This window comes from Blastocatellia bacterium (assembly GCA_035275065.1).
Taxonomy (GTDB): domain Bacteria; phylum Acidobacteriota; class Blastocatellia; order UBA7656; family UBA7656; genus DATENM01.
This window is the reverse complement of the sequence record DATENM010000061.1, coordinates 41,289-57,006: the sequence shown is the minus strand read 5'-3', so window position 1 is coordinate 57,006 and position 15,718 is coordinate 41,289. Positions and strand designations below refer to the sequence as shown.

14 protein-coding genes are annotated in these 15,718 nt (G+C 61.7%); 9 read left to right on the top strand and 5 right to left on the bottom strand.

What is annotated here, in order from left to right:
* The first annotated feature begins 24 nt into the window (after positions 1–24).
* Positions 25–1,287: a UDP-N-acetylglucosamine 1-carboxyvinyltransferase gene (gene murA / locus VJ464_14010; GenBank protein ID HKQ06245.1), complete on the top strand. Its 1,263-nt coding sequence runs from the start codon at positions 25–27 to the stop codon at positions 1,285–1,287.
* Positions 1,288–1,424: 137 nt separating this feature from the next.
* Positions 1,425–1,778 carry a histidine triad nucleotide-binding protein gene (locus tag VJ464_14005; protein HKQ06244.1) on the top strand — a complete coding sequence of 118 codons (354 nt, stop codon included), beginning with the start codon at positions 1,425–1,427 and terminating at the stop codon, positions 1,776–1,778.
* A 100-nt stretch (positions 1,779–1,878) separates the two neighbouring features.
* Here the strand turns inward: VJ464_14005 and VJ464_14000 are convergent, their stop codons facing one another.
* The 5 genes from VJ464_14000 to VJ464_13980 all read right to left on the bottom strand — a co-directional run bounded on the left by VJ464_14000 (position 1,879) and on the right by VJ464_13980 (position 8,328).
* Positions 1,879–3,267 (bottom strand): APC family permease, encoded by a 1,389-nt coding sequence (locus tag VJ464_14000; protein HKQ06243.1) that lies wholly within the window; start codon positions 3,265–3,267, stop codon positions 1,879–1,881.
* Between the two features lie 267 nt (positions 3,268–3,534).
* Complete coding sequence (locus tag VJ464_13995; protein ID HKQ06242.1) at positions 3,535–3,789, bottom strand: type II toxin-antitoxin system RelE/ParE family toxin; 255 nt, start codon at positions 3,787–3,789, stop codon at positions 3,535–3,537.
* Positions 3,782–3,973, bottom strand: a complete 192-nt coding sequence (locus tag VJ464_13990) for a hypothetical protein (protein ID HKQ06241.1) — start codon at positions 3,971–3,973, stop codon at positions 3,782–3,784. The genes VJ464_13995 and VJ464_13990 overlap by 8 nt, the downstream gene beginning before the upstream one ends.
* Positions 3,974–4,035: 62 nt before the next feature.
* Positions 4,036–6,207, bottom strand: a complete 2,172-nt coding sequence (locus VJ464_13985; GenBank protein HKQ06240.1) for a peptidylprolyl isomerase — start codon at positions 6,205–6,207, stop codon at positions 4,036–4,038.
* A 57-nt stretch (positions 6,208–6,264) separates the two neighbouring features.
* The gene (locus tag VJ464_13980; protein HKQ06239.1) at positions 6,265–8,328 is read right to left on the bottom strand and encodes a molybdopterin oxidoreductase family protein; all 2,064 of its coding nucleotides are present in this window, start codon (positions 8,326–8,328) and stop codon (positions 6,265–6,267) included.
* A gap of 126 nt (positions 8,329–8,454) precedes the next feature.
* On the opposite strand from VJ464_13980, the gene argH reads away from it, so the two are divergent.
* From argH to VJ464_13945, 7 genes are all read left to right on the top strand, one after another.
* A complete protein-coding gene (gene argH / locus VJ464_13975) occupies positions 8,455–9,828 on the top strand; it encodes an argininosuccinate lyase (protein HKQ06238.1) in 1,374 nt (457 codons plus the stop codon).
* 32 nt (positions 9,829–9,860) lie between these two features.
* Complete coding sequence (locus tag VJ464_13970) at positions 9,861–10,187, top strand: hypothetical protein (GenBank protein ID HKQ06237.1); 327 nt, start codon at positions 9,861–9,863, stop codon at positions 10,185–10,187.
* Complete coding sequence (locus VJ464_13965) at positions 10,180–10,587, top strand: type II toxin-antitoxin system VapC family toxin (GenBank protein HKQ06236.1); 408 nt, start codon at positions 10,180–10,182, stop codon at positions 10,585–10,587. The genes VJ464_13970 and VJ464_13965 overlap by 8 nt, the downstream gene beginning before the upstream one ends.
* Positions 10,588–10,616: 29 nt before the next feature.
* Positions 10,617–11,087: a cupin domain-containing protein gene (locus VJ464_13960; GenBank protein HKQ06235.1), complete on the top strand. Its 471-nt coding sequence runs from the start codon at positions 10,617–10,619 to the stop codon at positions 11,085–11,087.
* 74 nt (positions 11,088–11,161) lie between these two features.
* Positions 11,162–11,746: a sigma-70 family RNA polymerase sigma factor gene (locus tag VJ464_13955; protein ID HKQ06234.1), complete on the top strand. Its 585-nt coding sequence runs from the start codon at positions 11,162–11,164 to the stop codon at positions 11,744–11,746.
* 89 nt (positions 11,747–11,835) lie between these two features.
* On the top strand, positions 11,836–14,640 hold the full coding sequence (locus tag VJ464_13950) for a serine/threonine-protein kinase (GenBank protein HKQ06233.1): 2,805 nt from the start codon (positions 11,836–11,838) through the stop codon (positions 14,638–14,640).
* A 135-nt stretch (positions 14,641–14,775) separates the two neighbouring features.
* Entirely contained in the window at positions 14,776–15,261 is a 486-nt protein-coding gene (locus VJ464_13945) for an SgcJ/EcaC family oxidoreductase (protein HKQ06232.1), read from the top strand.
* Positions 15,262–15,718 lie beyond the last annotated feature (457 nt).

The following is a 15,718-nucleotide window of genomic DNA, read 5'->3' as shown; positions in this document are numbered from 1 at the left end:
TGCTTTCAATGATGGTGCGAGGGGATGGATAGATTCAGAATCGTCGGCGGGCGGCCTCTATCGGGCCGCGTTGCCATCAGCGGCGCAAAGAACTCGGCACTGCCGTGCATGGCGGCGGCCTTGCTCACCGCCGAAACCGTGACACTGCACAACCTGCCTTACGTGCGTGACATCATCACCATGCGGCGTCTGCTCGAAGACCTCGGCTCGCACATCCTGATGCCCGAGCTGCGGACGTTGAAGATCGCCGCCGACAAGATCGAGCTGTTCGAAGCGCCTTACGATCTGGTCAAGACCATGCGCGCTTCGGTGCTGGCGCTTGGGCCGCTGCTGGCGCGCTTCGGCGAAGCGCGGGTGGCGCTGCCGGGCGGCTGCGCCATCGGCCAGCGCCCGATTGACCTCCACTTGTCGGGCTTTGAAAAGCTCGGCGCCACAGTGACGCTCGAAGGCGGCGATGTCGTCGCCCGCGCCAAGCGTTTGCAGGGCCGCGAAATTTATTTCGACAAGGTGACGGTCACCGGCACCGAAAACTTGATGATGGCGGCGGCGCTCGCCGACGGCGAAACGACGCTAATCAATGCGGCGCGCGAGCCCGAAGTCGTTGACTTGGCCGAATTGCTCAACAAGATGGGGGCGCGCATCGAAGGCGCAGGCCGCAGCCAGATGCGCATCGAAGGCGTCGAGCGCCTGGGCGGCGCCGAGCATACGATCATCCCCGACCGCATCGAAGCCGGCACCTTCATTGCTGCCGCCGCCATGACCGGCGGCCAGCTCGACATCGTCAATTGCAACCCGCAACACCTGAGCGCCGCCATTGATAAGTTCACCGAGACCGGCGTGAAGATCGAGCGCCCGAACGCCTTTTCACTGCGCGTCAGCGCCGCCGACCGCCTGCGCCCGGCGGATGTGACGACGCTGCCCTTTCCGGGATTCCCGACAGATATGCAGGCGCAGTACATGGCGCTGATGACGCTCGCCGAAGGCACGTCGATCATCACCGAAACGATCTTCGAGAACCGCTTCATGCATGCGCTGGAGATGATGCGCATGGGCGCGAAGATTCGCTTGAGCGGGCGGCAGGCGGTCGTCGAAGGCGACGGCGGCTTGATGGGCGCGCGCGTTCAGGCTTCGGACTTGCGGGCCTCGGCGTCGCTGGTGCTGGCGGGGCTGGCAAGCAGCGGCGAAACGATCATTGACCGCGTCTATCACATCGACCGCGGCTATGAAAAGATCGAAGAGAAACTCTGCGCCGTCGGCGCGAGCATTGAGCGATTCAGGAATGAGTGATGAGCAACGAGTGGCGAGTGATGAGTACCGGACAAGGTTCTACTCATTACTTTCTTTGCTCATCACTCATCACTGTTTTAAGTTTGACTGAGATTGAAAGCGTGGACGATAATACGGGTGAGACGATTATGGAAAACATGCCGGAACAAAGCTGCCTCTTTTGTAGCATCGCCGCCAAAGATACGCCTGCGGATTTCATTTACCAGGACGATCAGGTCGTGGTGATCAAAGATATCAACCCGCAAGCGCCAGTCCATGTGCTGGTCATCCCGCGCGAGCACAACCTGGAATCGCTCAACGACATGTCAAAGCTCGACCTCTCCTTGATGGGCCACTTGCTTTACGTCGCCGCCAAGGTCGCTAACCAGATGGACATTGCCGAGAGCGGATATCGCGTCGTCATCAACACGGGCGACGCCGCCGGCCAGTCGGTGCCGCACCTGCACGCGCATGTCCTCGGCGGGCGCAGCCTGACCTGGCCTCCCGGTTGATCCCGGGCGTGCGCCGCGCCGACTGCCCTTGACGCCGCCAGCCGCGCCGATTGCTCACGGCGCATGACCGTCGCTCGCCGGCGATTTTCCCGCCTCCCGCTTACAGACCATTTTGAGATGACTTGCCGCGCCGCCGCCAGAGCGTCAGCCCGAGCAGCGCCCATGCGCCGAGCGCAATGTATTCAAATTTACCAAAGCTGCCGGGAACCCAGGGCAGCACTTTCATGGCGATCAGCGCCACGGCGATCAGCGCGCCGATAATCCCTGTGATGCGCGAGCGCGGCGTCACCGCGCCGCCCGCCCCAAAACAGAAAGCCAGGCAGGTCGCCAGCCACCCGGTTGCAGACGCCAGCGAGCCGACTTCCGAGATCGGAATCAACACCGCCTGCCCAAGCAATGCCGCGAGCGCCGTAATCAAGCCGACAAACAAGACCGGCACTGTCGGCGTGCGGTATTCGCCGTGAATGGCCGAGAGGCGGCGGTCGAGCATCCGGCGTCGGCCCATCGCGAACAGCAGGCGCGTCGCGGTGATGAAGTTGCCGTTGAAGATCTTGAGCAGCGACAGCAGGACCGCCAGCATGATGACTTCGACCAGCAGCCTTGAGCCGAAGGCGCGCTCGAAGGCCACCGCCGTCGCGAAGCGTTCGTTAATCAGCGACGGCCACGGCTGTAACCGCGTCACCACCGCGATGACGCCGACATAAAAGATGATGCCGGCGCCAAGCGCCACAAAGATGATGCGCACGAAATGTTTCGCTTGAAAATCACGCGCCGCCTCTTCGGCGCACTTCGGCGCCGCCTCGAAGCCGGTCATGAAATACGGGACGATTTGCAGCACCAGCAGGGTCGAGACCAGCGCGCCGGTCACGCCTCTTTGGTCGGCAAACAACGGCTGCCAGTTTGCCGTATCGCCGCGCAGCAGGCCGAGTGTGGCGAAGACCACAAAGACCGCAAGCAGCCCGAAGGTGGTGACGTTCTGGAAGCGGGCGCTCAGCTGTACGCCGCGATGGTTGATATAGGTTATTAGCGCCGTCAGCCCTAGCCCGGCGATCAGGTGCGGCAGGTAGACCGGGTAGCCGGCGACGCGGTACATCTCTATCGTGTTCATCTGCGGGAAGACGTAAGCGGCGACGCGCCCGATGGCCACCGCTTCGTAGGGGCAGACGATCAGGTACGCCAGCGTCATCGTCCACCCGGTGGCGAAGCTGACGCGGTCTGCGAAGACGGCGCTCGTGTAAGCGACTTCGCTGCCGGCGTCGGGCAGTTTTTCGGTCAGCCGCCCGTAGACGTAGCCGATGGGGAAGAGCGCCAGCCCGCCGATCAAAAAGCCGAGCATCGCGCCCATCGCGCCGCCCCGCCCGAGCCAATCGTCAATCACCACCATCCAGCCGACTCCGACCATCGAGCCGAAAGCGAAGGTGAAATAATCTTTCGCCCGCAGCGTGCGCCGCAACTCGGCGGCGGGCGCGGGTGTCGTGCTTGTCGTCATGCGTGGGCCTCGTTTGCGGCGGCCCGCCACCATCACATCGGCAATCAGACCTTCGCCATAAAACAGAAAGGGCGTTGACAGGTAAAGGGGATTCGGGGCGCTGGTGCATATACGGTTCTGCCAGGCCGGTAAGCGTTCCGCCGAATCAAGCGCCTCGAATGATTTTATGCCGCCATCCTTTAGCTGATCCGTTCATATCCGCGACGAGGGGTGGCGGTGCATGACGAATAAAAGACTGGCCGCCCTTATTCCTGCCTCGCTTTCAACTCAATCATAGAATTCGCGGCGGTGAGCGATTCTGATGACGGCTACCTCATTGGCGGCATCATCTATTTCGTAACCGACGCGCCAATCAGCGATGCGAATTCGCCAAAGTCGGTGTTCGCTTTTAACCTTGACGCAGCCCGGCGGGCGGGGATCATTTCCGGGAGCGAGAATGGCGGTCACGATTCGGTTCTTGACTGATCGTTCAAGTCGTTTCATGTCTCGCTCGGCACGCGAGGTTATCGTCACGCTATACATCAATCTCTCCGGCCTGCCGCATCTCTTCGACGACTTCAGCGAATGAACGACGCGGCTCGTCGCGGCTTTCTTCGTAGACACGAATCAAGTGCAGGTCTTCCAGGAGATGCTCATACTCATCTATTGGCAGGATGACGGCGGTTCGGTTGCCTTCTTCGTCAGTGATAAATTGAACGTTTTTCATCCTCTTATCTTCCCCTCTTAACCGATTTGAGCCCCGCTATCAGACGACAGTCGGGCCGCTGCTTATTTCGGCTCGATGATCTCGACGCGCTCCATCTTATCGCCGCGAGCGATGCGGTTCACCACATCCATTCCTTCGATGACCTGCCCGAAGACCGTATAGCCGCCATCCAGATGCGGCTGCGGCGCGTGCGTGATGAAGAACTGGCTGCCGCCGGTGTCCTTGCCCGACAGCGCCATCCCGACGGTGCCCGTCTGGTAACGTCGCAGGTTGATCTCATCGCGTATCTGATAACCCGGCCCGCCGTTCTGATCGCCGCGCGGGTCGCCGCCTTGAATCACGAAGTTCGGCACGACGCGCACGAACTCCAGGCCGTTGTAATAGCCTGAGCGCGCCAGCTTCATGAAATTATCCACGGTCATCGGCGCGTCCTGACTGTAAAGCTCGATGCGGATGTCGCCCTTCCGGGTATGAATCACGGCGACGGGCCGCTGCCGCGATTCCGTGAGCTGTGCCATGCGCTGCCAGTACTTCTTGTCATGGCCTGTGGCGACCTTGCCGATGGTCAGCTTCTGCGCGCTCATATCGAACTTTGATTGCACCAGCAGCTCGGCAGCCTTGCGGCGGACGACATAATCTTCGTCGCGCGTCTCGTCGGCCAGGGCTTGCAGGTTCAGCGGGTGCTTGAGCTTCTGCGCGGCTTCGAGAATAGCCACGCGGGCGTCATTCATCGGGTCCTTGCGCGCCGCTTTATAAGCCGCTTCCAGGGCGCTCGTCACCTTCTCGCTGGCGTCATCCGTATCGCCTAACAATTCGGCAGCCGTGGCGCGCACGACGACATCATCGGCTTTCAGTTGTTCGAGCAGCGTGTCGCGCAAGCCTTCGACTTTCGCGGCCGCCATGGCATTGAGAATATTCGGCAAGGCACGGCTGTCGGGCTTTCCGTAACTTTTGCCGCTGAGTAGATCGAGCAAGATCGCGCGCGCCCGCTCGCCGCCGAGCTGCCCGAGACCCTGCGCGTAATAGGCCATCGCCCGCCAATCATTCGCCGCCAGCTTTACGGCCGCCGGCACATCAAAGAACTCTTTTTCGCCGAAGCGCGCCAGCGCGACTTCGACTTCGGGGAAAGCGCCGAGCTTGCCATCGGCCTGCCGCAAGGCTTTGAGGAAGGGCAGGGCGCGCGGGTCCTTGATGTTGCCGAGCGCCGTGGCGATCAACAGCAAGAGATTTTGCTGCGGCGGCACGCCTGACTTGTCGCGGTCGAAAGCGCGGTAATCGGCCAACTGCGCATTGCCTGAGGCGACGAGCGGGTCAACCGCTTTGGCGTCGGCGATGGCGCCGAGCGCGTTGATGGCCGCGGCGACGACGCGCGCGTCGGTGTCAGCGAGCCGCTTGATTAAGCCATCCGTCGCCGGTGCCGCTTTGGCGACGCCGAGCGCGCGCGCGGCGTTGGCCCGCACCAGCGGGTTGGTGTCGTCGAGCAAAGGCAGCAGGTGAGTCACGGCGGGCTGAATGCCGTCGCGAATGCGCGCCAGGGCGTTGGCCGCCTGCCAGCGTATGTCGGGGTCGGGCGAATGCAGTTGCGTACTGATCGCTTCGACGGTCGTCGGCTGGCGCAGGCGCAAGAGCGCCGTCAAGGTTAGCTCGACCAGCAGCTTATGATCTTCGCTGGCGAACGGTTTTTCCGGCGACGGCAGCAAGGCCACAAGCTGCTCGGCGATGCCTTTGACGCCATAATCGCCGAGCGCCGCGGCGGCCATCTTGCTGGAAGCGATCTTGCCGAGCGCTTCGGCGCAGCGGGCGCGCACCAGCACGGACGACTCGACCGCCGGGTCGATGTGCTGCACCAGGTAGCTGGCGGCGTGTTGGCTTTCGATCTCGCCGAGCGCGAAAGCGGCCAGGGCGCGCAATTCCGGGTCGCGGTTTTCGGCGCTGCGGTCGGCGTTCAATACATCAACGAGCGCGCCCAGGGCGCTCGGATAGCCGATGCGCGCCATCGCCAGCAAGGCGCGGCGGCGCGCCCCCCCGTGCGGCAGTTGTAATATTTCTAACAGGTCATTCTGCGACCAGCGCTCGTCTTCATACTGAATGATCTTCGGGTAGAGGATGCGTTGCGTGCGGTCGCGTTTGAGCGAGGGCTTGCGCGATGGCGTGGTGGTCGGCGGCGCTTGCGCCGCGAGCAATGTCGACAACAGTAGAAGAAGAATTGCTGCTTGAAAAAACTTCGTCGTCATAATCGCGTGTCAGTGATGGGTTCGGATTTGCCGCCTCAATTTTACCACCAACATCCTCTAATCGGCTCTGGCGATTTCGACCAGGTTGTCGTAAAACGTCGCGCCGCCGCCCATGTCTGTCAGCGCCTGCGAGACCGTTTGATTGACGTTGCGGTGGCCGGGGCTGAGCTTATTCCACCAGGTCGAAAGCGCGCAGGCGACGCCCGGCTTGATGCGATCCGACAGGCGCGCCACCAGTAGGCATTCGCCGCGCGCATTCCAGACGCGCACGCGGTCGCCGTCGGTAATCTGACGCGGCCCGGCGTCCGCTTCGTTGATCAGCACGAACGGTTGCTTCTCGCTCTTGAGGAACGATGCGAGATGCGAGAAGGTTGAGTTGAGAAACGAATTGGCCGGCGGGCTGAGCAGTTGAATCGGAAAGCGCGCGGCCAGTTGCGGCGCGCTTTCGGGCGATTCACGCGGCGCAATATAGTCCGGCAGCGGGTCGAGCCCTTCGCCTCGCAAGCGCTCGGAGAAAAACTCGCACTTGCCCGAAGGCGTGCCGTAACCGCCTTCGGCGAAGGGCGCGAAGGTCTCCGGCACATTCAAACGCGCCCAGCCGTCGCGCGCCAGTTGCTCAAGCGTCAGCCCCGCAAACATCGGGTTATTCGACGCCAGCGCCTGACGGAGGATGTCTTCATCAGAATCATTGAAGCAGTCCTCGGCAAAGTCCATGGCGCGGGCAAGCAGGCGGAAGACTTCAGAGTTCGGCTTGGCTTCGCCCATCGGCGCGATGGCCGGCTCGTTGTGGACGAGATAGTAATGCCCATAGGGCTTGATCACATCGCGATGCTCAAGCTGCGTGGTTGCCGGCAGCAAAATGTCCGCGTAATCGGCGGTGTCGGTCTGGAACTGTTCGTGAACGACGGTGAAGAGGTCTTCACGCCTGAAGCCTTCGAGAACCTTTGATTGATCGGGCGCAATCGCTGCCGGGTTCGAGTTGTAAACGTAAAGCGCCCGCACCGGCGGCTCTAGCTCGGTCAATGCTTCGCCGAGCCGCGACATATTGATCGTGCGGGGATTGTTGCGCGCCAGGTCGGGCCGGTGCAGCACGCCTTCGTCCATCGCGAACGCCCCGCTCGTCGACAGCAAGACGCCGCCGCCGGCGTCGCGCCACGCTCCCGTCAGCGCCGGCAGACAGGCAATCGTCCGCACCGCCATGCCGCCGCCGGCGTGGCGCTGCAAGCCGTAGTTGACGCGAATCACCGCCGGGCGCGTCGCCGCGTACTCTCTTGCAAAGCCGATGATCTCTTCTTCAGTGATGCCGCAGATCGCCGCGACCCGCGACGGCGGGTACTGGGCGGCGCGCCCTTTCAACTGCTCAAAGCCGAGCGTGTGCTTTTCGACGTAATCATCATCGCACAGCCCTTCGCTGATGATGACGTTCATGACGGCGAGCGCCAGCGCCGCGTCGGTGCCCGGTCGCAGTTGAATGAACTGATGGCAATGGTCGAGCGTCTGGTTGCGATAAGGGTCAATGCCGATGAGGCGCGCGCCGTTGGCTAACGCTTCTTTGATCTCCGGCCACAGGTGAATGTTCGAGGTCAGGGTGTTCGTTCCCCACAGCACGATCAGCCGGGCGCGGTGAAAATTCTCCATGTCTGTGCCGACCTTGCTGCCGAGCGTGGCAATCAATCCGGCGCCGCCGGCCGCCGAACAGATGGTGCGCTCAAGCTTGCTCGCTCCCAGGCGGTGAAAGAATCGCCGGTCCATGCTGCCGCCCTGCACGACGCCCATCGTCCCGCCATAACTGTAAGGCATAATACTTTCCGGGCCGTCCGCCGATTCGGCGATGGCGCGGAAACGCTCGGCGATTTCGCCGATGGCTTCGTCCCACGAGATGCGCGTGAAGCGCCCTTCGCCCTTTGCCCCATTGCGGCGCATCGGGTAGAGCAGGCGGTCGGGATGATAGACGCGCTCCAGGTAGCGCGTCACCTTGGTGCAGAGAAAGCCGCGCGTCGTCGGGTGCGCGTCGTCGCCCGTGACACTGGTGGCGCGACCGTCGGTGACTTCGACCAGCATGGCGCAGGTGTCAGGGCAATCGTGCGGACAGGCGGCGTGAACGGTTCGATGGTTTGACATAGGCGTCCTCTCGTCAATCGGTTGAAAGAGCATAACGGATTTTTGCCGCGAAATGAACCCTTGAGCTGATCTGCGTTGTGCGCGCCGCGCCGGCTCAGGTATTCTCGTCACTCGGAGAGTGATGACATGAAACTCTGGGGAGGAAGATTCACCGGCGAGGCCGATGCCGAGTTCGCGCGCTTCAACGCCTCGTTCCGCTTTGACCGCCGCCTGCTCGAAGCCGACATCGAAGGCAGCCGGGCGCAGGCCGAAGCCTTGCAGGCCGCCGGCATTCTCAGTCGCGAAGAGGTCGAGCGCATCGCTAAAGGACTCGATGAAATCTTAAGCCGTGCGCGCGCCGACGCCGCTTACCTGGACAGCCGAGACAGTGAAGACGTTCACAGTTTTGTCGAAGCCGAGCTGGTCGCAATCGTCGGCGACGCCGGCTACAAGCTGCACACGGGCCGCAGCCGCAACGATCAGGTCGCCACCGACCTGCGGCTTTTCCTGCGCGGCGGGATCGATCAAACGCTCGCCATCGTGCGCGACCTCAAGCGTGCTTTGATCGATCTGGCCGAAGCCAATCAGGATGCCGTGCTGCCCGGCTACACGCACATGCAGCGGGCGCAGCCGGTGCTGTTCGCGCATTACCTGCTCGCTTATTTCGAGATGTTCAAGCGCGACGCCGAGCGCTTGACGGATGCGCGCCGCCGCGTCAACCGCCTGCCGCTCGGCGCGGGGGCGCTTGCCGGCACTGGCTTTGCGATTGACCGCGAGCTGATGGCGCGGCGGCTAGGGTTCGATGGGCTCTGCGACAATAGCCTCGATGCCGTGAGCGACCGCGACTTCGTCATCGAGTTCGTCGCGGCGGCGGCCATTGCGATGATGCACCTGAGCCGGCTGGCCGAAGATTTCATCATCTACTCGACGACCGAGTTCGGCTTCATCGAATTGTCGGACGCCGTCTCGACCGGATCATCGTTGATGCCGCAGAAGAAGAACCCCGATTCGCTCGAATTAATTCGCGGCAAGGCGGGGCGTGTCTTTGGCCATCACGCCGCTTTGCTTGCGACAATGAAAGGCTTGCCGCTGGCTTATAACAAAGACATGCAGGAAGACAAAGAGGCGCTGTTTGATTCGCTGGATACGCTGCATGGCGCACTGCGGGTGATGACGACGGTGCTCCGCAACACGCGGCTCAACGACGAGCGCACGCGCCAGGCGGTGATGCATGGCTTCATGAACGCGACCGACCTGGCCGATTACCTGGTGCGGCGCGGTCTGGAGTTTCGCCGCGCTCACGAAGTCGTCGGTCGCTGTGTTGCGTACGCCATCGAGCAGGGCAAGGCGCTGGAGCAACTCTCGCTTGATGAGCTAAGGCAATTCTCGCCACTCTTTGAAGAGAGTCTTTATGAAGCTTTGAAGCTCGAATCATCATTAGCGAACAAGCCGGCGCTCGGCGGCACCTCGCCTGAGCGAGTCGGTCAGGCGTTGGCCAAAGCGAAAGCCGAGCTGGATTAAGTGGTTTTGTGCTGTTGTCGTATAATTGTCATATGAGTAAGCAATCTATCTCAATCACGTTGTCATCTGAGAATCTGCTCTGGTTGCGTGGCAGGGCAAAAGCATCAGATGCGCGCAGCGTCAGCGAAGCTCTCGACGAGCTGATCAGCAACGTCAGAACCGGCGGCAATGATCGCCCGCATCGCTCCATCGCCGGCGCTATTGTGATCAACGAATCCGACCCCGATTTATTAAAGGCGGACGCTGACATTCGTTCTTTGTTTCGCCGTTCACTAAATCAGTTTCCGGCAACGAAGAGAACTAAGCGTAAACCAGCTACTGTAAAGCGCCCCACCTCAAAGGGGCGAAATCGTGGATGAATTAGCCGCCGTCGTTTCAGACACGCATCCGCTGATCTTTTATGCTGCGAGGCAAAGAAGTTTAAGCAAACTGGCGCTGGCCCACTTCCAAGCTTGTGAGCGACAAGAGAAGCTCATCTACATTCCGGCAGCCGTTGTATGGGAAACCTGCTTGCTTGCGCGCCGCAATCGCATTAACCTGCGCCGCTCGGCTCGAGAGTTTTTTAGCGATCTATTCAGCAATCCGGCATTTCAGCCGCTTGAGTTGGATAATGAGCAGATATATATTGCGAGCGAAATACCTCCAAACGATGATCCGTTTGATGGCTTGATCTGCGCAGCGGCTCTTAGTCTCGGCCTCCCACTCATCACGCGCGATAGCCGCATCATAGATTCTGGTTTAGTAGAGGTGATCTGGTAGTCACGCCTCTTTGAGAGAAAAGCCATATGATGAACAATGGAACAAAATCTGATTGGAAGCATCACGGCGTGCGCGTCGTGCATGCCGATGAGCTGGACACCAACACGCCGCAGACCGAAGGGATGAATCGCGCCGCCGCCATCACTCATGCCCGCGCCGGCGCAGCCAAGCTCTGGGCCGGCACGGTCGTCATTCATGCGAACGCCAAGACCGGCGCGCATCACCACGGCGAGCTTGAAAGCGTCATCTACGTCGTGCGCGGGCGGGCGCGCATGCGCTGGGGCGAGCAACTGGAGTTTACCGCCGAAGCCGGGCCGGGCGATTTCATCTACGTGCCGCCGTTCGTGCCGCATCAAGAGATCAACGCCAGCGCCTCCGATAGCCTCGAATGCGTGCTGGTGCGCAGCGGCCAGGAGCCGGTCGTCGTCAACTTGGACATCGCCGCCGTCGAAGCGCCCGAAGAAGTCCGTTGGGTTGACGACATCCACCCCGCCACTTAAATTGACGGCGACTGTGGAATTGCATATCCTACGCGCGACAAGAGATTAACCTTACGATGGCGCGGGCCTGAGTTATGGCTGTACGAACATCTAACCAGGTGACCCATTTGCTACTTGAATGGAGTGGCGGCGATCAGGCGGCGCTCGACCGGTTGATGCCTGTCGTCTATGACGAGCTGCACCGCGTCGCGGTCTCTTACTTGCGACGCGAGGCGGCGGGCCACACTTTGCAGCCGACTGCCCTGGTTCATGAAGCTTACCTGCGGCTGGTTGATGAGAGCCGCGTTGATTGGCATGGGCGGGCGCATTTTTTCGGCGCGGCGGCGCGCTTGATGCGGCAGATACTGGTCGATCATGCGCGCCGCCGCCATGCCGCCAAGCGCGGTGGCGGGGGCTTGAAGGTGACGATCAGCGAGGCCAGCGCCAGCTATGCGCCGCCGGACATTGACCTGCTCGCGCTCGACCACGCGCTTAACGAGTTGAGCGCGCTCGACCCGCAGCAGAGCCGCGTCGTCGAAATGCGTTTCTTCGGCGGTCTATCGATTGAAGAGACCGCCGAGGTGTTGGCCATCTCGCCGACGACCGTGAAGCGCGACTGGACGACGGCCAAAGCCTTTCTACGGCGTCGGCTCAAGACCGCCGCCGAAGCCCTGGATTGAGCAGGTGGCGCAAGCTAACAGCTTGCGTCTGGTCTTGCGCAAGCTAACCGCCTTGCGCCACATCCATACGCTGATAGACAGATGATTCGATGACTCCTGAACGATGGCGACAAGCGAAAGCCCTGCTCGAAGAGGCACTGGCGCGTGACCCGGCGGCGCGTGCCGCATGGCTGACCGAAGTCTGCAAGGATGATGACTCGCTGCGCGCCGAAGTCGAATCGCTGATCGTTTCTTACGAAGAAGATCAAAACTTCATGGAGATGCCGGCGGTCGCCGCCGCACCCTCGCTTGCCGGCTCTGCGCCTGCGCCCGAAGGCCGCATGATCGGCCCTTACCGGCTGATCCGCGAAATCGGCCACGGCGGCATGGGCACGGTCTTTATGGCGGCGCGCGCCGACGATCAATACCGCAAGCGCGTCGCCATCAAGCTGGTGCGCCGCGGCATGGATAGCGAGCAGATTCTCGCGCGCTTCCGTAACGAGCGGCAGATACTGGCCTCGCTCGATCATCCGAACATTGCCCGGCTGCTGGACGGCGGCACGACCGACGATGGCTTGCCTTACTTCGTGATGGAGTATATCGAAGGCCAGCCGATTGACCGCTTCTGCGACGAGCACAAGCTGACGACCGCCGAGCGCCTCAAGCTGTTTCGCACCGCCTGTTCCGCGGTTCACTTCGCGCATCAGAATCTCGTCGTCCACCGCGACCTCAAGCCGTCGAACATTCTGGTGACGCCTGACGGCACGCCCAAGCTGCTCGATTTCGGCATCGCCAAACTGCTCAAGCCAGAGCTCTACGCTCAGACCCTGGCACCGACCGTGACCAGCCTGCGGCCGATGACGCCGGATTACGCCAGCCCGGAACAGGTGAAGGGGTTGCCGATCACCACCGCCAGCGATGTCTACTCGCTCGGCGTTTTGTTGTACGAGCTGCTTTCCGGTCACCGGCCTTATCAGTTCAAGAGCTACACGCCGGTCGAGATTGAAAAGGTGATTTGTGGGCAGGTGCCCGATCTGCCCAGTGATGCGGCGACGCGGGGACGCAACGACACGGGAACGGCATCGAAAGCGTCCTCGGCCACCGCGCCGTCACGTCCGCGCGGCACGGCGTCCCAGCTTAAAGGTGATCTCGATAACATTATCCTGATGGCGCTGCGCAAAGAGCCGCAGCGGCGTTACGCTTCGGTCGAGCAGTTTGCCGAAGACATTCGCCGTCACCTCGAAGGGTTGCCGGTCATCGCCCGTAAAGACACCTTCGCGTATCGCGCCGGCAAATTCGTCACCCGCAACAAGGTCGCGGTGAGCGTCGCCCTGGCCTTCGTGCTGCTGCTCGCCGTGTCGTTAGTCGTCATCGTCCGCCAGTCGGTGCGCGCCGCCCGCGAGCGCGACAAGGCCCGACAGGTGGCGCAGTTCCTGGCGGAAATCTTCAAGGTCTCTGACCCCGGCGAATCGCGCGGCAATAGCGTGACGGCGCGCGAGATTTTGGACAAAGGCGCCGAGCGCATTGACCGAGAGTTGAGCGGCCAGCCCGAAGTGCAGGCGACATTGATGGCGACCATCGGCCAGGTTTACGAGAGCCTCGGCCTTTACGATGCCGCCGCGCCGGTGCTGGAGAAGGCGCTCAACATCCGGCTTGCGCTTTTCGGGCGCGAGCATCCCGAAGTGGCCGAGAGCATGTTGAGCCTCGCCATCCTCAACTATGACCGCAGCCGCTACGCAGAGGCCGAGCCACTCTACCGCGAATCGCTGGCCATAAGACGGCGGCTGTTCGGTGACGAGAACCCGGCGACCGCCACCAGCTTGAACGGCCTGGGGACGCTGTTGCAGGCGACCGACCGTTACGAAGAGGCCGAAGCCGTCTGGCGTCAGGCGCTCGCCATTCGCCGCAAGCTCTACGGCGCGGAGCATCGCGAGGTCGCCGAGAGCCTCGATAATCTCGGCTGGCTGCTCTACAACAAGGGCGAGTATGAAGAGGCCGAGCGGCTTTTCAACGAAGCCCTGGCCACCCACCGCCGGCTGCTCGGCAACGATCATCCGATGGTCGCCGCTGACCTGAACTACCTGGCCTTTGTCGCCGGCACGCGCGGCCACTCTGAGCAGGAGCAGGAATCGCTCTTCCGCGAGGCGCTGGAGATTCGCCGCAAGGTCTATGGCAACAATCATCCGCAGGTCGCCGAAAGCTTGAACAACCTGGCGTGGATGATGAATCAACGGGGCAAGCCCGATGAGGCCGAAGCGCTGTACCGCGAATCGCTCGACATCCGCCGCCGCGCCCTCGGCAACAACAGCCAGGAGGTCGCGCAAGGGTTGAACAATCTGGCGAAGACGCTCATGCAAAAGAATAATTACGCCGAGGCCGAGCCGCTGTTGCGCGAATCGCTGGCCATCTATGTCAGGCTCTACGGCGAGCGCGCGGCAGACACCGCCGTCGCCATGCACAACCTCGCGGGGCTGCTCTACGAAAAGGGCGATGTGGCGAATGCCGAAGCGCTCTTTCGCCAGACGCTCGACATCCGCAAGCAGAAGCTGCCGCCGGGCAACGCGCAGATCACCGCAACGATGGTCGGGCTAGGGCTAGTCTTAAGCGAGCGCGGCAAAGCGCCGGAAGCCGAGCCGCTGCTCAGAGAGGCGCTCGAAAATCGCCGCCGCGATCTGGCGGCGGGCAACTGGCAGATCGGCGACGCGGCCAGTGTGCTGGGCGGCTGCCTGACGGCGCTGCGCCGGTTCGATGAAGCCGAGCCGCTGCTGGTTGAAGGCTACACGACGATAAAGGCTAAGCGCGGCGAGTCGGACAAACAGGCGGCGCGGGCGCGGGCGCGGCTGCTGCGCCTCTACAGCCTCTGGGGCAAGCCCGACAAAGCCGCCGCCTACCGCACCACTTCGACCGGCAAGTGACCCTCGCCTTTCCGGCTCCCCGAATCCGTTCCCGATCATTTATTCACTTAACGGCAACCGCGTGAGCGGTTCGCGCCTGTTTTTACGCATGTCATATTGCGAGAGAAAATTCCCGAACGAGATGGAGAGGAAACCATGACGAAACGATTACTTGCAGCAACCGCAATGTTGATGACCCTGTGCAGCCTGGGCGCGGCGCAAAACTCACAGACGCGCGCCAAAGACGAAGCGGCGATCCGCGCCATCATCGCCGGCCTGGCCGACGCCTGGACGCGCGGCGACAGCGATGCCTGGGGCAAGGCGTTTACTACGGACGCCGACTTCACGGTCTGGAATGGCACCTACGTCAAAGGCCGCGAAGCCATTGCCCGCGGGCACGCGCAAATCTTCGGCACGATCTACAAAGACACGCGGCAGCGCCTGACGGTGCGCAGCATCCGTTTTCTGCGTGACGACATCGCGGCGGTTCACGTCGAAGGCAGCGTTGTGAAGAAAGACGAAGAATTTCCCGCGACCCCGCAAGTCGCTCCGGTCTTCATCATGACGAAAGAGAAGGGCGAATGGCTGATCGCGGTCTTCCAAAACACCAAGATTCAACCGCCGCAAAACGCCAGCCATTAAGACCCGGGGACACGGCGGCGAGGGGAAGATAGTGGATAACCACATCGCCCATGCTTTCATGTCTCGGCGGCAACGGCTTGTTCGGCGGCTCCTCGCGAGGTTGAAACCGTATGAAGATCGGATTGTTGATGGTTCTCTTGAGCGGCGTCCGCGGCTCGCAAGCCGCGCCGCGACCTGTGCCTCAGGCTCCTCGGCTCGACGCCAACCTTGATGTGCGGCCGTCAAGATTTTTCACCTGTGTCGTTACTGCTTGATTTGGCTTTATCTCCTTTCCGGCTTCTGCCTATCAGGATAGACGCTTGGTTTTGCTGCTTCCGCTCTTGCCCGTCGAGCGGAAGCAGCGCTCCGGGCAGGAATCCTTTGCCCGTAATGACCCATCTCATCTCGCGTTTTCTTTAAACAGTTCCCAGCAGCCAGCCCATAGTACTCAAGAAAATATGAAAAATTAACTTGACAG

What these genes read in the sequence shown, in the direction of transcription:
- murA (HKQ06245.1), top strand. Translation starts at nt 25, where the DNA reads ATGGATAGATTCAGAATCGTCGGCGGGCGGCCTCTATCGGGCCGCGTT.
- VJ464_14005 (HKQ06244.1), top strand. Translation starts at nt 1,425, where the DNA reads ATGCCGGAACAAAGCTGCCTCTTTTGTAGCATCGCCGCCAAAGATACG.
- VJ464_14000 (HKQ06243.1), bottom strand. Translation starts at nt 3,267, where the DNA reads ATGACGACAAGCACGACACCCGCGCCCGCCGCCGAGTTGCGGCGCACG.
- VJ464_13995 (HKQ06242.1), bottom strand. Translation starts at nt 3,789, where the DNA reads ATGTATAGCGTGACGATAACCTCGCGTGCCGAGCGAGACATGAAACGA.
- VJ464_13990 (HKQ06241.1), bottom strand. Translation starts at nt 3,973, where the DNA reads ATGAAAAACGTTCAATTTATCACTGACGAAGAAGGCAACCGAACCGCC.
- VJ464_13985 (HKQ06240.1), bottom strand. Translation starts at nt 6,207, where the DNA reads ATGACGACGAAGTTTTTTCAAGCAGCAATTCTTCTTCTACTGTTGTCG.
- VJ464_13980 (HKQ06239.1), bottom strand. Translation starts at nt 8,328, where the DNA reads ATGTCAAACCATCGAACCGTTCACGCCGCCTGTCCGCACGATTGCCCT.
- argH (HKQ06238.1), top strand. Translation starts at nt 8,455, where the DNA reads ATGAAACTCTGGGGAGGAAGATTCACCGGCGAGGCCGATGCCGAGTTC.
- VJ464_13970 (HKQ06237.1), top strand. Translation starts at nt 9,861, where the DNA reads ATGAGTAAGCAATCTATCTCAATCACGTTGTCATCTGAGAATCTGCTC.
- VJ464_13960 (HKQ06235.1), top strand. Translation starts at nt 10,617, where the DNA reads ATGAACAATGGAACAAAATCTGATTGGAAGCATCACGGCGTGCGCGTC.
- VJ464_13955 (HKQ06234.1), top strand. Translation starts at nt 11,162, where the DNA reads ATGGCTGTACGAACATCTAACCAGGTGACCCATTTGCTACTTGAATGG.
- VJ464_13950 (HKQ06233.1), top strand. Translation starts at nt 11,836, where the DNA reads ATGACTCCTGAACGATGGCGACAAGCGAAAGCCCTGCTCGAAGAGGCA.
- VJ464_13945 (HKQ06232.1), top strand. Translation starts at nt 14,776, where the DNA reads ATGACGAAACGATTACTTGCAGCAACCGCAATGTTGATGACCCTGTGC.